Source organism: Pseudomonas sp. 8 R 14, assembly GCF_900005955.1.
Taxonomy (GTDB): Bacteria; Pseudomonadota; Gammaproteobacteria; order Pseudomonadales; family Pseudomonadaceae; genus Aquipseudomonas; species Aquipseudomonas marginalis.
Genome location: NZ_CVTH01000089.1, coordinates 91,336 through 111,379 on the forward strand (window position 1 = coordinate 91,336; position 20,044 = coordinate 111,379).

Consider the following 20,044-nt stretch of genomic DNA (forward strand, 5'->3'; position numbering starts at 1 on the left):
AGCGTACCGCCACTGTCGGATTACCAGTTATAGCGCACGCCGACATTCGCCCCCCACGGTTGATCAACATGTTTGCCCTGGCCGTAGTCGAAGTCGGCATGCACCTGCAGGTTCTGGGACAACGAGACCGAGAACCCCGCCCCCACTTCGATGCGGGAACCTGAGAGGTTATTGTCGAAAGTCTGGTTGTTGACCATGACTTTGTTGTTCTTGACAAATTCATGGGCCACGCCGGCGCGCAAGTACGGCTGAAGCACGCTGCCATCGTCCAGTACGAAGTCACGCCCCACCGTTACGCCCAACTTGCCCAGTACCGAGTCGGTGTGATCGTTCTTGGCTTTCAGGCCGTTGTCCAGGCGATAACTCTTGCCTTGTACCGTCACCACGGAGGCCTGGGCGAACGGTTCGACAAAGAAGTCATCGTCGAGTTTGATATGACGACCGACCTCCACGGACGCACCCAGCGCATTGGTGCTGTAGTTACCTTTGGTTTGCTTGCCGTCACTCAAACCGACCTTGGCATTGTTGTTCAGGCGGTTGGCCTTGACCACCCCATCCAAGTAATACCCGCTCTCTTCATCCAGCCAGGTGGCATACAGGCCCGCGTAGTAACTCTGCACCGTACCCGAGGTACCCCGGCTGAGATCCAGGTCGGAAGTACTGTGACCGGCCATCACCCCCAGCAACCATTGCCCGTCGCCTACCGGTGTATCGGCACCCAGAGAGAAACCGCGCTGGTTTTGATCGTAGGCTCCGCCGTCCCCACCGCTGATTTCGTACTTATTGCCGTAGGCACGCAGCCAACCGCCGGCTTCGACACCGCTATAGCGAAGGTCTCCCATGCGGCTGCGCAGGGAAGTCATTTCGCCATACCACACGGTCGGCGCAGTATTGAACAACGCCAGTACCGAGCGGGTACCTGGGCTGACGGTACGATTGTTCGGGTCGAGGAACCAATCGTTGCCTTCCTGCTTGAGTCCATAAGACCAGGCCCCAACGTCCACCGCCCCGCCCAGCAACTCGAACTGCGCGTCACCGCCACCGGTATGGACGATATGCACCGCGCCAGGATTGCCGGGCTCTGCACCGCTACTGGCGAGCAACAGGCCATGATGACCGGTGGCCTCACCGCTGATATTCAAAAAGTCAGTCAGGCCCCGGGCAAAATCAGTGCCCATCGCAAAGGTGCCCTGGCCCGACAGGCGCTCCAGGTCCAACCGATAAAAAGCGTCATCGTCGCCGAACTTGACCACGCCGTCGGCCAGTCTCAGATCGCCGACCTGACTATGGCCGGTCATGATCCACAGGGACTCATCACCTACTTCCAAGGATGAAACATTCTCCATGCGGCCGATCAATGAGGCCCGATCATTAAGCTTGAGATGAGCCTGGCTGCCGGACTCGACAATGACATCACCTTGAAGCCGGCTGTTCTCGACCCTCATGTTCGCCGTGGAGTTGCCTTTTACTTCCAGCAAATGGCCATTGCCGCCGGTAAGGGTCGAGCCATTGCGTACCACAATATCCGCCACGGCGCCCTGGCCCCTGGCCCCCTGTACCAGCAGCGCAGCACCGGTGACGCCGGTCACGTGGGTTTGGTCCAGAAGCAGCGTATTGGCCCCCGGCGCATATCGGTCATAAGACATTTCCACGCCGTTGCGCCCGCCAGTGATGTTGCTTTGATAGGCACGCGCCGTGGCGCTCTGCAGGCTCAACCCGAAACTGTCCGCGCCGGTACCGACTACCTGGCTATTCACGGTTTCCAGCAGGCTACCGCCGGTAACGGCGGCACCACCGGTTGCGCCCACGATGACACTGCCGTTTGCGGTTGCCGTGGACGCCTGGGTTGAGGTGGTAAATTTACCGACCACCATCCCATGGTAGTCAGCACTGGAAATCACACTGTCGTTGATCTGTGCTGTGCTGCTGAGCAAAGTGATGCCGGTCTGGAACGCGCCGGAAGCGGTGACGCGACTGGCGCCTACATTCACATTCGAGCCGCCCTGGGCGACGACAGTGCCCATGATCAAGCTGTTCTGGCTGACATTCAGGCTCGAAGCATTGGCATAAACGTCCAGTGTCCGTCCGTCTATTACGTTGAGCGTGGCATTTTGCAGCTCAAACGTATCGATATAGGCATCATGGTCAACGGTTTCAGTGCCATTCTCGATGAGCCTGGCATGGGCCCCAGGCGCCAGAAACAATAACGTTACAACAGAGGGCACCTGCATCATTGCAACTAACGGTTTTAACTTGAAAAACGAATTGATATTCACAACACACCACTCATTCAACAGACATTCCGCGACGGAACGGTTCGGCCTATTTCCAGAGGGTTGGAGCCAGGCCACTCAAGGCCGCAAAACTACAGATTGGAATTACCTGCATATGTAGGACTAATCCCAATCTATCTGTATGAATGAATGCTTGCCCCATGAGCGTGTGCACTGGGATATTGGAACCGAGGGGTGCGCAAACACCCCCCGTAGACTTTTTTAGGCAACGCCATCCTCTTGGGTGGTAGGGGGTTGATTTTCGCAGAACACGCCATTCAAGTCCGTGAACCGAGTGCGGGTCCACGCTCTCACGGAGGGTTGCTCTCCCTCTCCGGGGATGGGAACGAAGTAGTGAAAGTCCGCCGAGTTCCGGACCGCTGGCCGTATGACAGCATAGGGGACAGTTATAGTGAATCCGTTGGCCACCATGTCTGGCGTCAATGGCGGCGAGTGGATCGTCGTGGTCTCGCCCAGCTGGCTATCGCCGGTGATATCGCTGAACACCCGCACCTCACAGCGGATCACCATAAACTCCCTGAAGTAAGTCATATTTCCGGGAACCCTGACAGTGCCCGCAAACGTCGTGCGATTGAGATCGGTACACGACCAGAATGTGGTCGCCTTGGAAAAGGTTGCCGGCTCCAGTACGACCTTATTGGCATTGACAACCACCGGCTGTGGCGCAGAGCGCTGGATGTTGTCGTTGGTCGCCCACTCCAGCGTGTAGAAGACGTTGACTATACCGTTACCGACAGCACGAATTATCGACCAGGGTACGCTCATTGAAACCGTATCCCCCGGTCCTTCGGTCGTGATCGGCACAACGTCGAACGCATATTCAAAACTGCCCCAATACCCCCTCAGCACCGTGCCTGGCGCCGGAATAGGCGTGTCCCACAGTACGATTTCAACCGTAGCTTCCTTCTCGAAGTCATCTTCAGTCAGCTGGTTTTCCAGGTCTGGATCAGAGCCGTAGACCAGCACGGGATTGAGCAGCGGATTCTCCGGGTCGGTTCCCGGCGTGGGACCTGGCGCGGAAAAATCAATTTTGATGTCATGGGTAGGCGCATCGAATGGACTGCCGTTACGGTCGATAAAATAATCAATCGAGGTATCCAGTTCACCTGTGCTCGTACCGTAATGGGCCAGAAGTGTCGCCCTGCTGACGGGAAGCATTAACGGAAAGGGCAAATAAAAATTAACCGCGAAACGCTGTGGCGGCTGGCTACCGAGCGTCAGTTCGATTACATCGATCGTCGGCAGATTGTTGGCATATTCGCGAATAGCGACGTAAACCCCGGTCGGCTCATAAAGGTCCTCCAAGTCAAGCAGGCCATCATCAGGCAGAAGCGCCAAAGGTACATACGCTTCCAAGGGCTCTGGTTCAGCGGTCAGATTCAACTTAACGCGCGCAGGGGCTGAGTCTTTGCTGATGTTGCCGGCGAGATCGATCAATTGGTAAAACAGGTAGTTGAGTCCCGCGCGGTTGCCGGTAATCAACGCCCACGGCACGGTAAAACTCAACGCAGCGGTTATGGGATAGGTGTCAATCGGCTCAGACAATTGTGAAGAGAAGTCGGGAGAAAAATACACGGCGATGCTAACGCCCAACTCGGCACCACCCGGAGCATCCGGAAAGGTGCACACCAGACCGTCCGGGTTGTCTTCAATATGTTGCTCAGTGATTTCATCTGTCAAATAGCCCGGAAAACTGGGCGCAGGCGGATAGTTGGGGCGTAGAGGCTCGGTTCGGTCGACCTCCAAGGGCGCCCCCACCCTCAGCGGCGTGGGGGATGCGCCTTCATAAAGGATGTAGCCGATCTCATGCTGCCCTTCCGTCAGCCGGGAGACAGGGATGTCCCGGATAAAGGGTTCGTCAATAGGCTGGCGATCAGGGAATGTGGGGGTTTGGAATTGCACGCTATACATCGCCGCCCCCCAATTCGTGGAGCCTTTGCCGCGCATATGTATATCGAGTCGGGTGGTTGCCGGATCAAGATCTTCTTCCTCCGCCAACTCTGAAATATCAAACGTTACAGGAAGCGGTTTTCTCGCATCGATCTCCAAAATCAACCCGTTTTCATTCAGAGAGTCAAAGGTAGGCAGAGGCAGCGCCAAGCCCCCTGCTCTACGCCGGGACAAGAGTTCTTTATTAACCTCGCGCGATTGAATGGCAGCCTTCTGCTTTTTACTTAACGTTGTCATCTGTATTCTCCTTTTGCACTTGAAGTCACTCTTACAGCCGGATAAACCATTGCCTCACATGACACTCATCAAGTCGCACAGCTGCTTCATCGCCACCACCAAACGCCGCAATTCATATCAGCCATCACTTTAAAGTGCCCTACACTACTTGCCCGCCGAATCCTCTCCGTCCGGACCGCAGTAACTCCCTCCCGAGTACTTCTGGTCAATCTTCGCGTAGCGTTCCCTTGAGGAGCCTATGATTCTTTTCTTGCGCCACAAGGTATACGTGACGCCCACCGAACTCCCCGGACTGTTGGGGTGCGGTGACCTGATCGGTTTGATTTTTTCTTCATAGTTGGATTGCTTGAACGTATATCCCTCTTGGGCCTGCTGCTCCGTCAAGCGGTGCGTCAGGGTGTCCGCAGTCAATGTTATGGCCTTGCCACCGCCTCCGAACTCTTCATAGCCCTGCCATGTCACCACAAGATCATCGTCTTTCCTGAAGGCGCCCTCAGGAAGAATCCGAATGGGAATGTGATCCCACATCGCCGGGCTGGAGCCACAGTTAATAAACATGTTGTCATTGGCGCTGGGGTACTCGACACGCTGAAAGACCAGGGGAGGCACTACATCGACATTGACTTCAGTAAAGTTGGAAAGCTGTTCATTAACGCCATTAAATGTCGTGTAGTACACCTGCATCTTTTCCTCATTGCCGGCACCGACAATAACTTCCCACGGAATATCACTGAACTCCACGCGCACGCCCTCGGCATCACCCTTATCGGTATCGACGACATAACGCGCAATCGGGTTATCCATGTTGGGAAAGTCCCCCCAATACAATTCCAATACTTCGCCGGTGCGCGGGTGGTGATACAGCGGGACACTGGCATACACGCGCTTGCCCTCATCACGAATATCAATGTGGTTTTCAGCCATGGAGCCTTCACCCCATACCGTCACCCTGGGCAGGTTAAGGTTGAGCAGTGCGGGGGCATCGAGATGGTCCTGCCCGGCGACTCTGAAGTCCCAGCGGATCAATGCCGGCGGGCTGGGTGGGGTGGGCGTGTCGCTACCGGACCGGGTAATGGTGTAAGTGGCCACGCCTTCTGCGAGTCCCAGGCCATCCTCTATCAACCTGGGCCACGGGATGACGACATCGAAAGGCAACTCGGGGACGGACTGGCGGGTAAGCACGGTTTTCCCCCATCGGACTGTGACCCGGTCACCGGCTTGCCAATTGTCGTATTGCACCTTGGCGACTACGCCGATCCGAGCGTCATGCCGATTGATCAGGCCGCTCGCCATCGCAGGAATGACAAGGGGCTGCAGATCAGACGGAACCGCCGACAACTGGACTTCCACAGGCGACTGCTCAGACCTGGGGCCGCGGTTGCTGGAGCGGTCCTGAAGCCGGATATGAACGTACTGAGTACCGTTGGGGTACAGGCGAAACAAATCCCCAGGCACAGGGAGGACAAGGGGCGTGTCTTCGAAGGGAAACTCTACATAGCCACTCGGCGCAGCGTCCGGTGGCGGGTTTTGGTCCGTAATCCAGTAATAGATCCTGTCCCAGGATCGACGACCGTTGTAGGGCGGCACTACCAGGTCAACGGTTGGATGCGTGGCCAGATAGCCTTCATCAATCAACCCCACCGGAAAAGCCGGGGACGGAGGGGTAACGTTATTGTTGGGTGGGCTCCGATCAAGCACCAGGGTCCGGAACTCCGACGTAGTCGACAGACCGGTTTCATCAGTGATCCGATAAGCCAAGCGGACTGTGCCGTCGTTCTCCAGATAGTCTCGCGGCACACTGATCGGAAAAGGGAATGCCTTGGTAATCGGGCCATCCCACCGCTCCCGGAACGGCGGGACACCCTCCCCGCCACTGCGCGACCAAACGATTTCGACAATATTGAACTCACCGGCTTGCGCAGCATCCTCCCACAGTTCCGGGATCACCACTTCCAGGTCGCTGTCGAGATATTGGTGAGGGATATACCCCTCCACGATCGGTGGGACAACATCGTCCAGAATGGGCACCCGAATATCGGCCAAGCGCAAAATGCCGTTATACAGCCGCCTACTTTCGGGGGTTTTATCAGCACTCATCGGAGCCTCCCGTCATACCCATGTCGCACACCGCCACGGCGCGTCTGGTATTCATTAAACGCTCAATGCCTGGCGTCGAATACTGTCAGAACTAACAGGTGGGTATCGCCACTTGTCGGATATCAAGCGATGCCGAGGGCATGAGACGCTTGACGAAATGAGCGAGTTGATGTCTTCTGAAACCGGTTTCAGCCTGCCAAGCCACGGCTGAAACCGACTCATCCAATAAGAAAGGCCTGCGACCGTGACTCCTTTTTCCGCCGCCCAGCGCACCCGCGTCACCATGCTCGACGTCGCCCAACACGCCGGCGTCTCCAAGGCCAGTGTGTCGCGCTTTATCGGCGACGACCGCGCCCTGCTCTCCGATGCCATCGCCCTGCGCATCGAACACGCCATCGAACAGCTCGGCTACCGCCCCAACCAGATGGCCCGCGGGCTGAAACGTGGCCGCACGCGCCTGATCGGCATGCTGGTGGCCGATATCCGCAACCCCTACTCCATTGCCGTGATGCACGGCGTCGAAACCGCCTGCCGCCGGCATGGCTACAGCCTGGTGGTGTGCAACACCGACCGCGATGACGAGCAGGAGCGCCAGCATTTGGCGGCGCTGCGCTCGTACAACATCGAAGGGCTGATCGTGAACACCCTCGGCCATCACCTCGACCAATTGCTGGAACTGCAGCGGGAAATGCCCCTGGTGCTGGTAGACCGCAAGGTCGAGCCGCTGCACAGCGACTTGGTGGGGCTGGATAACCCGGCGGCGGTGCGCATGGCGGTGGAACACCTGGAACAGCAGGGTTACCGCGATGTATTGCTGGTGAGCGAAGCCTGCGATGGCACCAGTTCACGGCAGGAGCGCCTGGACAGCTTCAAGAGCGAAATCGCCCGGCGCCCGGCGCTGACCGGCGCGGTGCTGGCGCTCGATGACGGGCTGGAACAACGCCTGCAAGCCTTTCTCGCCAAACCCGGGCCCAAGGCGGTGTTCTGTGCCAACGGCGTCGCCACACTGGCCTGCACCCGTGCGCTCAAGGCGCTGGACTGCAAGCTGTTCGACGACGTAGGGCTGATCGCCCTGGATGACCTGGACTGGTACCCGCTGGTGGGCAACGGCATCACCGCCCTCGCCCAACCCACCGAAGCGATTGGCGCCAGTGCGTTCGACTGCCTGCTCAAGCGCTTGCGCGGTGACACCGAACCGACCCGAACCCTGGACTTTTTGCCCCAGTTGATCATCCGAGGCTCAACCCAGCGCCCCTGCACGTAGCAGCTGCCGAGCCTTGGCGAGGCTGCGTCGGCGGCGTACCTGACACACCGCAAACGCAGCCTCGCCAAGGCTCGGCAGCTGCTACGGCAGAGTCGATTAGATATTTAACGCAAAAAATGAAACCGGTTTCAGAGGTAAACAACAATGCACAAATACCCCGTCTCCATCAGCCTTTCCAGCTACGGCGCCGACCTGGTCCGCCAGCAAGGCCAATTGAGTTTTGTCGAATTGCTGGCCGCCGCCGGTGCCCGGCGCATCGAGTGGCGCGAAGAACTGCTGACCAGCGAGCAACCTGCACAACTGGCCCAGGCTGCCGCCGAGCAAGGCCTGGAGTCTGTGTTCTCATCGCCTCTGGAATTGTGGATCGCCGGCCGCGCCCAGCCGAATGCCGACCTCAACGCAACCCTGGACCGCGCCCAGGCCTTTGGTGCGCGCTGGCTGAAAGTCTCCCTCGGCTACTTCACCGACACCAACGACCTGGAAAGCCTGCACGCCCTGCTCGCCCGCCATCCGGTCAAGCTCTTGGTGGAAAACGACCAGACCCTGCACGGCGGGCGCATTGAGCCGATGCAGCGCTTCTTCACCGAGGTCGAACGCCTGGGCCTGCCGGTGAAGATGACCTTCGATATCGGCAACTGGCAGTGGCAGGACCAGTCCGCCCTGACCGCCGCGCGCCTGCTCGGCCGGCACGTCGACTATCTGCACTGCAAGGCCGTGGCCCGTCGCGCGGACGGCAAGCTGGTGGCGCTGCCGCCCGGCGCCACCGACCTGCATCTGTGGGAACAACTGCTCACGCACATGACTCAAGGCATTACACGGGCGGTGGAATTCCCGTTGCAGGGCGATGACCTGGTCGACGTCACCGCGCAACAGGTCGCAGCCCTCGCCCTCCTTGGCCAACCCCGTGGGGAGAATGCCCATGTCTGAGATCGATATCCTCTCGTTTGGCGAAACCATGGCGATGTTTGTCGCCGAGCAGACCGGCGACCTGGCCCAGGTGGCACAGTTTCACAAACGCATTGCCGGCGCCGACAGCAATGTCGCCATCGGCCTGTCGCGCCTGGGCTTCAACGTCGCCTGGCTGAGCCGGGTGGGCAATGATTCCCTCGGGCGTTTTGTGGTCGACACGCTGAAAAAAGAAGGCCTGGATTGCCGGCACGTGGCGGTCGACCCGGCGCACCCCACCGGCTTTCAACTCAAGTCCCGCGAAGAAGCCGGCGATGACCCGCAAGTGGAGTATTTCCGCAAGGGCTCGGCCGCCAGCCATTTGTCCACTGCGGCCATCAGCCCGGCGCTGTTGCAGGCCCGCCATCTGCATGCCACCGGCATTCCGCCGGCCTTGTCCGAGGCCACCCGCGAGCTGTCCCGCGAGTTGATGACACAGATGCGCAAAGCCGGTGGCAGCGTGTCGTTCGACCCAAACCTGCGTCCGTCGCTGTGGACCAGCCAGGAACAGATGATCCGCGAAATCAACGCCCTCGCCGGTCTCGCCGACTGGGTCCTGCCGGGCCTGGGCGAAGGCCGTCTGCTCACCGGTTTCGACGACCCGGCGGATATCGCCGCCTTCTACCTCGACCAAGGCGCCGAAGCCGTGGCGATCAAGCTCGGCCCGGACGGCGCCTACTTCCGCACCCAGCTGGACCAGGGCTTTGTCGCCGCCGTGCGCGTGGACAAGGTGGTGGACACCGTCGGCGCCGGCGATGGGTTTGCGGTGGGCATGATCAGCGCCCTGCTGGAAAACCTCAGCTTCCCCGAGGCGGTACAACGGGGTAACTGGATCGGCAGCCGCGCCGTGCAAAGCCGCGGCGATATGGAAGGCTTGCCCACCCGCTCCGAATTACCCACCCGATCCGTCGCTTGACCCACACCCTGTTGCCACAACTACAACAAGCTCAGGAGCAACCTTATGGACACCGTGAAACTCGCCACCCGCCGTTGGTGGTACATCATGCCCATCGTCTTTATCACCTATAGCCTGGCGTATCTGGACCGCGCCAATTACGGCTTTGCCGCCGCCTCCGGGATGGCCGAGGACCTGATGATCACCCCCGGTATGTCGTCATTGCTGGGTGCACTGTTTTTCCTTGGCTACTTCTTCTTCCAGGTGCCGGGTGCGATCTACGCGCAGAAGCGCAGCGTCAAGAAGCTGATTTTCGTCAGCCTGATCCTCTGGGGCGGGTTGGCCACCCTGACCGGCGTGGTGTCCAACGCCTACATGCTGATCGTCATTCGCTTCATGCTCGGCGTGGTCGAGGCCGCCGTGATGCCGGCCATGCTGGTGTACCTGTGTCACTGGTTCACCCGTGCCGAGCGCTCGCGGGCCAACACCTTCCTGATCCTCGGCAATCCGGTGACCATGCTGTGGATGTCGGTGGTGTCCGGCTACCTGGTGCAGCATTTCAGCTGGCGCTGGATGTTTATCATCGAAGGCCTGCCGGCGGTGCTGTGGGCGTTTATCTGGTGGAAACTGGCGGATGAAAAACCCGCAGATGCCAAGTGGCTGAGCGAACAGCACAAAAAAGACCTGGAAAGCGCGCTGGCCGCCGAACAGGTCGGTATCAAGGCGGTGAAGAATTACGCCGAAGCGTTCCGTTCGCCCAAGGTGATCATCCTGGCGCTGCAGTTTTTCTGCTGGAGCATCGGCGTGTACGGCTTCGTCTTGTGGCTGCCGTCGATCCTCAAGAAAGGCCTGCAGATGGACATGGTCGAAGCCGGCTGGCTCTCGGCTCTGCCCTATCTCGCTGCCGTGATCGCCATGCTGGCGGTGTCGTGGGGCTCGGACAAACTGCAAAAGCGCAAACGCTTCGTATGGCCGCCACTGCTGGTTGCCTCCATCGCGTTCTATGCCTCCTACGCCCTGGGCGCCGAACATTTCTGGTGGTCCTACACCCTGCTGGTCATTGCCGGAGCCTGCATGTATGCGCCGTACGGACCGTTTTTTGCCATCGTCCCGGAAATCCTCCCCGCCAACGTCGCCGGTGGCGCCATGGCGCTGATCAACAGCATGGGCGCCCTCGGCTCGTTCGGCGGCTCCTACCTGGTGGGCTACCTCAATAGCAGCACCGGCTCGCCCGGCGCCTCGTACCTGCTGATGAGCGGCGCGCTGATGCTGTCGGTGGTGCTGACGATTTTCCTCAAGCCCGGCGCCAGTGACCGTGAACGCGCGCCCATCTCGACCCTCGAATTGAAGGTGAAAACCCCATGAAAAAGTCTGTGGTTCTGTACAAGAAGCTCTCCGCACCGTTAATGGCGCGCCTGCATGAACAGTGCGACGTCACCCTGATAGACGCACTGGACGAGACTGGCCTGGCCAAGCTGCGCGATGCACTGCCCAACGCCCACGGCCTGCTCGGTGCCAGCCTGCGCCTGGATGCCGGGTTGCTGGATCTCGCACCGCAACTGGAGGCCGTGGCCAGCGTGTCCGTGGGGGTCGACAACTACGATATCGACTACCTGACCCGGCGCGGCATCCTGCTCAGCAACACCCCGGACGTGCTCACCGAAACCACCGCCGATACCGGCTTCGCGCTGATCCTGGCCACCGCCCGGCGTGTGGTGGAGCTGGCCGACATGGTGCGCGCCGGCCAGTGGAACAAGAATATCGGCCCCTCACACTTCGGCAGCGACGTGCATGGCAAGACCCTGGGCATCATCGGCATGGGCCGCATCGGCGAAGCCTTGGCCCAGCGCGGGCATTTCGGTTTTGGCATGCCAGTGATCTACCACAGCCATTCGCCCAAGCCGGCGGTGGAACAGCGCTTTGGCGCGCAGTACCGCCGCCTTAACGATTTGCTGCAACAGGCCGATTTTGTCTGCCTGACCCTGCCGCTCACGGCTGAAACCGAAAAGCTGATCGGCGCCGAACAATTTGCGCGGATGGGCCCGGAGACGATCTTTATCAATATCTCGCGGGGCAAGGTGGTGGACGAGGCCGCGCTGGTGGAGGCCTTGCAGCAACGTACGATTCGGGCGGCGGGGTTGGATGTGTTCGAAAAGGAACCGCTTGATCACGGCTCACCGTTGCTGCGTCTGAATAACGTGGTGGCGACGCCGCATATCGGCTCGGCGACCCATGAGACGCGGGAGGCGATGGCCACGTGTGCGGTGGACAATCTGTTGCAGGCGTTGGCGGGTGAAAAACCGAAGAACCTGGTCAACCCAGGGGCTTGGAAACAATAAACACATGTGGGAGGGGCGGTGCGACGATTCGACTTGCCCCTCCCACATTTTTGCCAGTATTCCAAATACTTAGATAACGAACCTCGCCACCATCCCATTCAAATCCACCGCCAGGCGCGACAGCTCGTGGCTGGCGGCACTGGTCTGGTTGGCCCCCGCCGCCGACTGGGTGGCCAGGTCGCGGATGTTGACCAGGTTGCGGTCCACTTCGCGGGAGACCTGGGCCTGTTCTTCCGACGCGCTGGCGATCACCAGGTTGCGTTCGTTGATCAGGCTGATGGACTGGGTGATCTGCTCCAGGGCCACGCCGGCGGCGCGGGCCATTTCCAGGGTGTCCTGGGTGCGCTGGTTGCTCTGTTGCATCGACTGCACCGCTTCACCGGTACCGTTCTGGATGCCGGCGACCATCTTCTCGATTTCCTGGGTCGACTGCGCCGTGCGATGGGCCAGCGCCCGCACCTCATCCGCTACCACCGCAAAGCCGCGGCCGGCTTCACCGGCGCGGGCCGCTTCGATGGCGGCGTTGAGCGCCAGCAGGTTGGTCTGTTCGGCAATCGCGCGGATCACGTCCAGCACCTTGCCGATGTCACGGCCCTGGGTGGCCAGGCCTTCGATCATCGCGGCAGTGTTTTGGACGTCCTGGGTCATGGTCTGGATCGCGCCGACGGTTTCCATCACCCGGTCGCGACCGGACCGCGCGGCCTGGTTGGACTGGTTGGAGGCCTCGGAGGTGGACACCGCATTGCGCGCCACTTCCTCCACCGCCGCGGTCATCTCGTTGACCGCCGTGGCGGCCTGATCGATTTCATTGTTCTGTTGCTGCAGGCCCCGGGACGCTTCCTCGGTCACGGCGCTCAACTCTGTCGCCGCCGAGGCCAACTGCGTGGCCGAGCCGGCGATATGCTGGATGGTCTGGCGCAGGTTGGTTTGCATGGTCGACAGGGCGTTGATCAGGCGCGCGGGTTCATCGTTGCCATTATCTTCAACGACGCTGGTCAGGTTGCCACCGGCGATGGTTTCAGCCACCTGAACGGCTTTGCGCAACGGCGTGACAATGCTGCGGGTCAGCAGCCAGGCCAGCAGCACCGTGAGCAGTGCAGCGCTGACCGAGACCACGATAATCCCGGTGATGGCACTGGTGTAACTGTGCCCTGCCGCGTCGCTGGCTTGCTTGGCGTTGGCGGCATTGATCGCAATCAGCTTGTTCAACTGCTCGCCCATCTGATCGGTGCCTTCCTTGATCCGGGTATTGATAAGGGTGCGCATCTGCTCGACGTCGCCTTGCTTGGACAGCGCCAGCATGTCCGCCTGGGCCTTGAAGTAGTTATCCAGGGTGCTGACAAACGTCTTGTACAACGCCGCTTCCTCCGTACCGGCGGGTAATGCCGCGTAGCCGGCCTGGGCCGTCTTGACCTTGTCGACCAGCACGCCGATGCGGGTTTCGGCTTCCTGCAGGCCGGCCGGCTCGCGGTTGACCAGCACCCGAAATGACAGGATACGCATGCGCAGGACGTTCTCCGTCATCTGGGCCAGGTACGTCACGCTGGGCAGCTGGTTGCTGCTCATGTCCACCGAGGCCTGGCGGATCAACGTCATGCGGTTGGCCGCAAACCCGCCCAACACCACCACTAACAGGGCGATGAAGGCGAAACCGAGGGAAGCGCGAGGGGCGATATTCAGGTGACGGAGCGACATAAGGGCGATCTCGAAATATAGAGTGGCGGCGCGCGTCCATGCCACGAAACGATCAGCCAGCGTCAACGCACTGCCTGACACCGGCCATCACTGTTGTTTTTGATAGATGGGCCTATAAGCAGTATCGGCAGGAATCGGGGTTTTATGCAGGGTCTTTATAAATATTTTTTTACACTTCTGACGCTGGGCCGTTTCTGGCATCCTGCGCCTCCATTTTCTGACCCGAGCCCTCATTTTGTCTGACGCTCAAGCCCCCCGCCCCCGCTATAAATCCGACCTGATCTACGGCCTGGAGGATCGCCCGCATTTCAGTGCGGCGATATTTGCCGCGTTGCAGCATGTGCTGGCCAGTTTTGTCGGCATCATCACCCCGACGCTGATCGTCGGTGGTGTGCTCGGTCTGGAAAGCGAAGTGCCCTATCTGGTGAGCATGGCGCTGTTTGTGTCGGGGCTCGGCACCTTCGTCCAGGCGCGCACGTTCGGCCCCATTGGGTCGGGGCTACTGTGCCTGCAAGGCACCAGTTTCTCGTTTATCAGCGTGATTCTCAGCGCGGGGTTCATGGTCAAGGCCCGGGGCGGCGGCACCGATGAGATCCTCTCGACGATCTTTGGCATCTGCTTTTTCGCGGCGTTTATCGAAGTGGTGCTCAGCCAGTTCATCGGCAAGCTGCGCAAGCTGATCACCCCGGTGGTGACCGGCACCATCATCACCTTGATGGGGCTGTCGCTGATCAAGGTGGCCGTCACCGACATGGCTGGCGGTTTTGGCGCCAGCGACCTGGGCGCCGCGAGCAATATGGGCCTGGCAGCACTGGTGCTAGTGACCATCGTGGTGCTCAACCGCTTCAACAACCCGTTCCTGCGCCTGGGCTCCATCGTGATCGGCCTGACCTTGGGCTTTGTGGTGGCGTGGTGGATGGGCCGTGTCGACCTGGCCGCCCTGCCCCACGTGCCACTGATCAGCGTGCCGGTGCCCTTCAAGTACGGTTTCTCGTTCGACTGGGTGGCGTTTATCCCGGTGGCGGTGATCTTCCTGATTTCGCCGTTGGAAGCAGCCGGTGACCTGACGGCCAACTCGATGATTTCCCAACAGCCGGTCAAGGGCCCGCTGTACATCAAGCGCATCAAGTCGGGCCTATTGGCCGACGGCCTCAACTCGGCGATGGCGGCGACCTTCAACAGCCTGCCAATGGTGACGTTCGCCCAGAACAACGGCGTGATCCAGTTGACCGGCGTGGCCAGCCGCTACGTGGCGTACTTCATCGCGGGTTTGCTGGTGCTGCTGGGGCTGTTCCCGATGATCGGCGCGGTGCTGCAACTGATGCCCAAGCCGGTGCTGGGCGGCGCGACCCTGATCATGTTCGGCACCGTGGCGGTGGCCGGCATCAAGATCCTCGCCGAAGCCGGGCTGCACCGCCGCAATGTGCTCATCGTGGCGATCTCCCTGGGCATGGGCCTGGGCGTGGCCGCCGTGCCGGAAGTGTTGCGCGACCTGCCCAAGGCGCTGCACAACATCTTCGAGTCGCCGATCACTGTGGGCGCGTTCTGTGCAATCCTGCTGAACATTTTCCTGCCGGAAGCGTTCATAGAGCTGCAGGAAGATGAATTTGATCCGGAGTCCTCTACCCTCAAAGTGATGCAGGACCCGGACGTCACGAAATAGGAGCACCCTTTGCATGCGCAAGCTCATGGTTCTATCGCTGCTACTGCTGAGCTTGAGCGCCTGTGCGCTGTTCCCCAACCGCGACCCGGTGAATATCAATGTGGTGGGCATCGAGCCGCTGCAAAGCCAGGACCTGGAAGTGCGCTTCGCCGTGAAACTGCGGGTGCAGAACCCCAATGAAACGGCGATCGACTACAACGGCGTGGCCCTCGACCTGGAGGTCAATGGTCGGCCGCTGGCGTCGGGGGTGAGTGACCAGCGCGGCAGCATCCCGCGTTTTTCCGAAACCGTGCTGATGGTGCCGGTCAGCGTTTCGGCGTTTTCCGTGCTGCGCCAGACCTTAGGCCTGAGCCAGACCCAGAGCTTGAACAACCTGCCCTACGTGCTGCGGGGCAAACTGGCGGGCGGGCTGTTCGGCACGATGCGCTTTGTAGACCGTGGCACGCTGGACTTGCCGAATACCGCGACCTGGTAGTAATGACACCATGCAACCGACACTCTTTACCGAACGCCTGATCCTGTCTGGGAAATGACCCGCGAGGAATGGCTGGAAACCCAATCGCCCAAAGGCTGAGAGAGCCAAAGGTGGAAGGGGCTTGCCAGAATGCCGTTCAGTTGGCTTTTTGTAGGAGCGAGCTTGCTCGCGAAGCACTCAGGGCCACCGCGTTTATCGAGAATGAACGCGTTGCCTGAGCGTTTTTCGCGAGCAAGCTCGCTCCTACAGGGATTAACTGAACGGCGTTAGGGCTTGCCCCCTCCCACATTTCGACCGTGTTTCAGTCCGTGATATAGCGCACGCCTGGCTTGGCCCGCTCATCCACCACCAGCTCGAACACATCCGGGCGGGCGTAATGCCCCACCACGTCATAGTCGTACCGCGCTCGCACCAGGTCATCGGTGTCGATCTGCGCCGTCAGCAGCCCGACCTCCCCCACCAGTGGCCCGGCCAGGATGTCGCCCATCGGGCCGACAATCACGCTGCCGCCGGCGATCAACGGGCGCTCTGCAGGCCAGTTGGCGACCTCGATGCCCAGTGCCTGGGGCGAGGCCTGCACCTGGCACGCACTGACCACAAAGCAGCGCCCTTCATGCGCCACATGGCGCATGCTCACCTGCCACATCTCGCGCTCATCCACCGTCGGCGCGCACCACACCTCGACGCCCTTGGCGTACATCGCGGTGCGCAGCAGCGGCATCATGTTTTCCCAGCACACCGCACCGCCGATACGCCCTGCCGCCGCGTCGATCACCGGCAAGGTCGAGCCGTCGCCCTTGCCCCAGATCAGCCGTTCGGTGCCGGTGGGCATCAGTTTGCGGTGCTTGGCCACCAGGCCGCCCGTGGGTTCGACATACAGCACGGTGCAATACAAACTGCTGCCACTGCGCTCGATCACACCCAGCACCAGGCTGGCGCCGGTACGTGCCGACAGGCCGGCCAGAGCCTCGGTCTCGGCGCCCGGCACATCGATAGCGTTGGCAAAGTAGCGGGCAAAGGCTTCGCGGCCTTCGGGCAGGCGATAGCCCAATTGGGTGCCAAACCCTTCACCCTTGGGATAGCCGCCGAGCAGCGCTTCGGGCATCACCACCAATTGCGCGCCGCTGCGCAGGATCTCGTCTTCATAGGCGAGGATTTGCGCCAGGGTCTCGGCCTTGCCGCCAGGCAGGGAACCGATTTGCAGGGCCGCCACAGTAGAAACGGGCATCACGATCACTCCAGATAAGGGGGTTGCCCATTCTCTCGCCAGGCTCGATCATGAATAAAGCCCACCTCAGTGCTGAATGATATGAGCCAGATGAATATCGCCCAGGTCGACCTGAACCTGCTGAAAACCTTCGAAGCCCTGCACGATGAGTCCAGCGCCAGCCGCGCGGCATTGCGCCTGGGTGTCACGCAGTCGGCCATCAGTGCAGGCCTGCGACGTCTGCGCGACGTCTATGGCGACCAATTGTTTGTGCGCACCGGCCGTGGCCTGGCGCCGACGCTGCGGGCCAACCAATTGAAACCGGTGATCAGTGAGGCGCTGGAGCGCTGTCGGCAAAGCCTGGCGATGGTCAATCCGGACAACCCGAACTATCAAGGCCGCTCGGTGGTGGTGGGCCTGTCCGACGACTTCGAAATTGCCTATGGTCGCCGGTTGATGGACACCATCGCACAGCGCTTGCCGAAGCTGCGGGTGATCTTTCGCCAGACCCACAGTCAGATCGTCGCCGGCGCCCTGCTCGACCGCACCCTGGACCTGGCAATTACCGCGGGCGGCTTTGCGCAAAGCCGATTGAGTCGGCAGGTACTGGGAGAGGGGGATTATCGCTGCGTCGTGGACCCACGCAGCCTGGCGCCAGGCCAGGAAAGCCTCAGCCTGGATGAATTTATCACCCGCGAGCATGTGTTGGTGTCGTCAGGCGGGTTCATCGGCATCACCGACGAAGGGCTGGCAGCGCAGGGCCTGAGCCGCCAGGTGTGCGCCTCGACCAGTCATTTTGCCGCACTGCCGTTTCTGCTCAAGGGCAGCCAGGCGGTAGCGACCATTCCCGGGCATGCGGCGCAGGCCATCGCCGAGATGACCGGCCTGCGGGTCCTGCCCTGCCCGTTGGCACTGCCGCGATACCCGGTGGAACTGGGTTGGCGCACCCAGGCCCAGCTTGATCCGATGTTGCTTAAAGTACGCGAAGCGATTGCCGCCGGCTTTACTTCGCCGCCGCCATCAGTTTGTTGACTTCACTGCGCACCATGTTGGAAAACTCCGGTGGCGACATGCCGTCCAGTTCGGCGCGGACCCATTCGGACCACCTGCCCTTGCGCTTGGCGCGCTCACCGAACAACCGCGCGGCTTCGCCCTTGGCCTTGCCCAGGTTGGTCTGCCACAGGTCATAGAGGCGGGACTTTTCATCTTCCAGCTCGGCGCGTTCGGCGAGGGTCTTGTTGGCGAGATTGAAGCTCATGTTGAAATTCCTGCTGCACAAATAGACGACATCTTACACTGTAGGTCGATTTTTCCGGATTCGGATTTCGTTCGCCAGTGCCGACCCGGCAAAAAAACTGCAACTTTTGCCACCGCCCGGCACTCCATTGTTCACTGTCACATTCACTTGCAAGGAGTCACACCCATGGCCCGCAAAACTGCCGCCCAAGCTGTTGAAGATCAAATCAAGGATCAAGCATTCAGTGAACTGACGGCCCTGATCGAAGAATCGGACAAGCTGCTCAAAAGCAGCGCTGCCCTGGTGGGCGAAGAAGGCGAAACCCTGCGCGAACAGGTCGCCATCAAACTCAAGCAGGCACTGGATTCGGTATCCAACGTGCGCGAGCGTAGCAAGCCAGTAGTCGATGCCACCGAGACCTACATCGGTGGCCATCCATGGCAGACCGTCGCGATCTCCGCAGGCTTCGGCCTGGTGGTTGGCCTGTTGTTGGGTCGCCGTAACTGACATCGTCCGTATAGCGCTATGCGTGCGGAGCAGCTGCCGAGCGCAAGCGAGGCTGCGTCAGGCGCACTGCCGATTCAAGCTCGGGGCGCGGCCGACGCAGCCTCGCTTGCGCTCGGCAGCTGCTACGGAATTGCGCGGAGCGGGATAGACAGCCTCTACGTAGCCCAGTCCCGCAGCTGGTTCAGCGCTTCCAGATCCACCATCACGCCCTCCTCCAACGACTTCGCCCGCGTGCGATGACGTCGATCCCCCGGCAACCGCCGCAGCCCCGCCGCATGCATCTGCCGCACCAGTTCCTGGCTGCGCTCGGCAAAGTTCTGCCCGGCGGTTTTGCTTGGGTCGATCAGGATCAGCAATTGCCCGGTCCAGGGTGTGCGCGCTCCCGGATGGTCGGCCCAGTTGAACTCAAAGGAGAAGTTACCGCCGGTCAAGGCCGCTGCCAGCAACTCGACCATCATCGACAACGCCGAGCCCTTGTGCCCGCCAAAGGGCAACAACGCGCCACCTTCCAACACAGCCTTGGGGTCGGTGGTGGGCTGGCCGAGGCTGTCGACCCCCATGCCCGGCGGCAAGCGCTCACCCTTGCGCGCGGCAATCTGCACATCGCCATGGGCAATGGCGCTGGTGGCCAGGTCGAAGACGATAGGTGCGCCGTCGGCACGCGGTGCGGCGAACGCGATGGGGTTGGTACCGAACAACGGCCGGTCGGCCCCATGGGGCACCACGCAAGTCATGCTGTTGACCACGCTCAGCGCCACCAGGCCTTCTTCGGCGAACGGTTCGACATCGGGCCACAGGGCGGCGAAGTGATGGGAGTTGTGGATCGCCAGCAGCGCAATGCCGGCACTGCGCGCCTTGGCCACCAGCAGCGAACGGGCGGCCTGCAACGCTGGCTGGGCAAACCCGTTGCCGGCGTCGACCCGCACAAAGCCGGACGCCACGTCAGTGACGACCGGCACGGCCTTGCCGTCGACCCAGCCGCTGGCCAGGGTGCTGAGGTAACCGGGAATACGGAAGATCCCGTGGCTATGGGCACCGTCGCGTTCGGCGCCGGCGCAGTTGTGCGCCAGGATCGCGGCGACGTCCGGCGAAGTGCCGTGCTTCACGAATACCGCGTGCAACAAACCCACGAGGTCGTTGAAACCGATGAGCGCTGTAGCGTTGTCAACTATCGGGGACTGGGCAGACATCTGTAGCTCCGATTTTATAATTGGAAGAGACAACAAGAATCCAGACCCC

General features: G+C 60.7%; 16 protein-coding genes. 9 read left to right on the plus strand and 7 right to left on the minus strand.

Annotated features, from left to right (window positions below):
• Window positions 1-20 precede the first annotated feature (20 nt).
• From BFQ01_RS28215 to BFQ01_RS28225, 3 genes are all read right to left on the minus strand, one after another.
• Window positions 21-2,231 carry an autotransporter outer membrane beta-barrel domain-containing protein gene (locus tag BFQ01_RS28215; RefSeq protein ID WP_065927975.1) on the minus strand — a complete coding sequence of 737 codons (2,211 nt, stop codon included), beginning with the start codon at window positions 2,229-2,231 and terminating at the stop codon, window positions 21-23.
• A gap of 264 nt (window positions 2,232-2,495) precedes the next feature.
• Complete coding sequence (locus BFQ01_RS28220) at window positions 2,496-4,481, minus strand: hypothetical protein (protein WP_065927869.1); 1,986 nt, start codon at window positions 4,479-4,481, stop codon at window positions 2,496-2,498.
• A 144-nt stretch (window positions 4,482-4,625) separates the two neighbouring features.
• Window positions 4,626-6,578 carry a hypothetical protein gene (locus tag BFQ01_RS28225; RefSeq protein ID WP_065927870.1) on the minus strand — a complete coding sequence of 651 codons (1,953 nt, stop codon included), beginning with the start codon at window positions 6,576-6,578 and terminating at the stop codon, window positions 4,626-4,628.
• Window positions 6,579-6,822: 244 nt separating this feature from the next.
• On the opposite strand from BFQ01_RS28225, the gene BFQ01_RS28230 reads away from it, so the two are divergent.
• The 5 genes from BFQ01_RS28230 to BFQ01_RS28250 all read left to right on the plus strand — a co-directional run bounded on the left by BFQ01_RS28230 (window position 6,823) and on the right by BFQ01_RS28250 (window position 12,021).
• Window positions 6,823-7,842, plus strand: coding sequence for a LacI family DNA-binding transcriptional regulator (locus BFQ01_RS28230; RefSeq protein WP_065927871.1), 1,020 nt, complete (start codon window positions 6,823-6,825; stop codon window positions 7,840-7,842).
• Window positions 7,843-7,986: 144 nt separating this feature from the next.
• Entirely contained in the window at window positions 7,987-8,769 is a 783-nt protein-coding gene (locus tag BFQ01_RS28235) for a sugar phosphate isomerase/epimerase family protein (protein ID WP_065927872.1), read from the plus strand.
• Entirely contained in the window at window positions 8,762-9,703 is a 942-nt protein-coding gene (locus BFQ01_RS28240; protein ID WP_065927873.1) for a sugar kinase, read from the plus strand. The genes BFQ01_RS28235 and BFQ01_RS28240 overlap by 8 nt, the downstream gene beginning before the upstream one ends.
• A 45-nt stretch (window positions 9,704-9,748) precedes the next feature.
• Window positions 9,749-11,047, plus strand: coding sequence for an MFS transporter (locus BFQ01_RS28245; RefSeq protein ID WP_065927874.1), 1,299 nt, complete (start codon window positions 9,749-9,751; stop codon window positions 11,045-11,047).
• Complete coding sequence (locus BFQ01_RS28250) at window positions 11,044-12,021, plus strand: NAD(P)-dependent oxidoreductase (RefSeq protein ID WP_065927875.1); 978 nt, start codon at window positions 11,044-11,046, stop codon at window positions 12,019-12,021. The genes BFQ01_RS28245 and BFQ01_RS28250 overlap by 4 nt, the downstream gene beginning before the upstream one ends.
• A 69-nt stretch (window positions 12,022-12,090) precedes the next feature.
• Here BFQ01_RS28250 and BFQ01_RS28255 read toward each other — a convergent pair whose 3' ends face one another.
• On the minus strand, window positions 12,091-13,716 hold the full coding sequence (locus BFQ01_RS28255) for a methyl-accepting chemotaxis protein (RefSeq protein ID WP_027606434.1): 1,626 nt from the start codon (window positions 13,714-13,716) through the stop codon (window positions 12,091-12,093).
• A gap of 235 nt (window positions 13,717-13,951) precedes the next feature.
• On the opposite strand from BFQ01_RS28255, the gene BFQ01_RS28260 reads away from it, so the two are divergent.
• Together BFQ01_RS28260 and BFQ01_RS28265 are read left to right on the plus strand one after the other, a co-directional pair.
• The gene (locus BFQ01_RS28260) at window positions 13,952-15,379 is read left to right on the plus strand and encodes a nucleobase:cation symporter-2 family protein (protein WP_065927876.1); all 1,428 of its coding nucleotides are present in this window, start codon (window positions 13,952-13,954) and stop codon (window positions 15,377-15,379) included.
• 13 nt (window positions 15,380-15,392) lie between these two features.
• Complete coding sequence (locus BFQ01_RS28265) at window positions 15,393-15,854, plus strand: LEA type 2 family protein (protein ID WP_065927877.1); 462 nt, start codon at window positions 15,393-15,395, stop codon at window positions 15,852-15,854.
• A 301-nt stretch (window positions 15,855-16,155) separates the two neighbouring features.
• Here BFQ01_RS28265 and BFQ01_RS28270 read toward each other — a convergent pair whose 3' ends face one another.
• The gene (locus tag BFQ01_RS28270; protein WP_065927878.1) at window positions 16,156-17,082 is read right to left on the minus strand and encodes a carbon-nitrogen hydrolase family protein; all 927 of its coding nucleotides are present in this window, start codon (window positions 17,080-17,082) and stop codon (window positions 16,156-16,158) included.
• 90 nt (window positions 17,083-17,172) lie between these two features.
• On the opposite strand from BFQ01_RS28270, the gene BFQ01_RS28275 reads away from it, so the two are divergent.
• Complete coding sequence (locus BFQ01_RS28275) at window positions 17,173-18,093, plus strand: LysR family transcriptional regulator (RefSeq protein ID WP_065927879.1); 921 nt, start codon at window positions 17,173-17,175, stop codon at window positions 18,091-18,093.
• Here BFQ01_RS28275 and BFQ01_RS28280 read toward each other — a convergent pair.
• The gene (locus tag BFQ01_RS28280) at window positions 18,065-18,319 is read right to left on the minus strand and encodes a hypothetical protein (RefSeq protein ID WP_065927880.1); all 255 of its coding nucleotides are present in this window, start codon (window positions 18,317-18,319) and stop codon (window positions 18,065-18,067) included. The two genes, BFQ01_RS28275 and BFQ01_RS28280, sit on opposite strands and share 29 nt — an antisense overlap.
• Window positions 18,320-18,484: 165 nt before the next feature.
• Between BFQ01_RS28280 and BFQ01_RS28285 the strand changes: the two genes are divergently transcribed.
• Window positions 18,485-18,805 carry a DUF883 family protein gene (locus BFQ01_RS28285; RefSeq protein ID WP_032887039.1) on the plus strand — a complete coding sequence of 107 codons (321 nt, stop codon included), beginning with the start codon at window positions 18,485-18,487 and terminating at the stop codon, window positions 18,803-18,805.
• A 155-nt stretch (window positions 18,806-18,960) separates the two neighbouring features.
• On the opposite strand, the gene BFQ01_RS28290 is transcribed toward BFQ01_RS28285, so the two are convergent.
• Entirely contained in the window at window positions 18,961-19,995 is a 1,035-nt protein-coding gene (locus BFQ01_RS28290; protein ID WP_065927881.1) for an Ldh family oxidoreductase, read from the minus strand.
• Window positions 19,996-20,044: the final 49 nt, after the last annotated feature.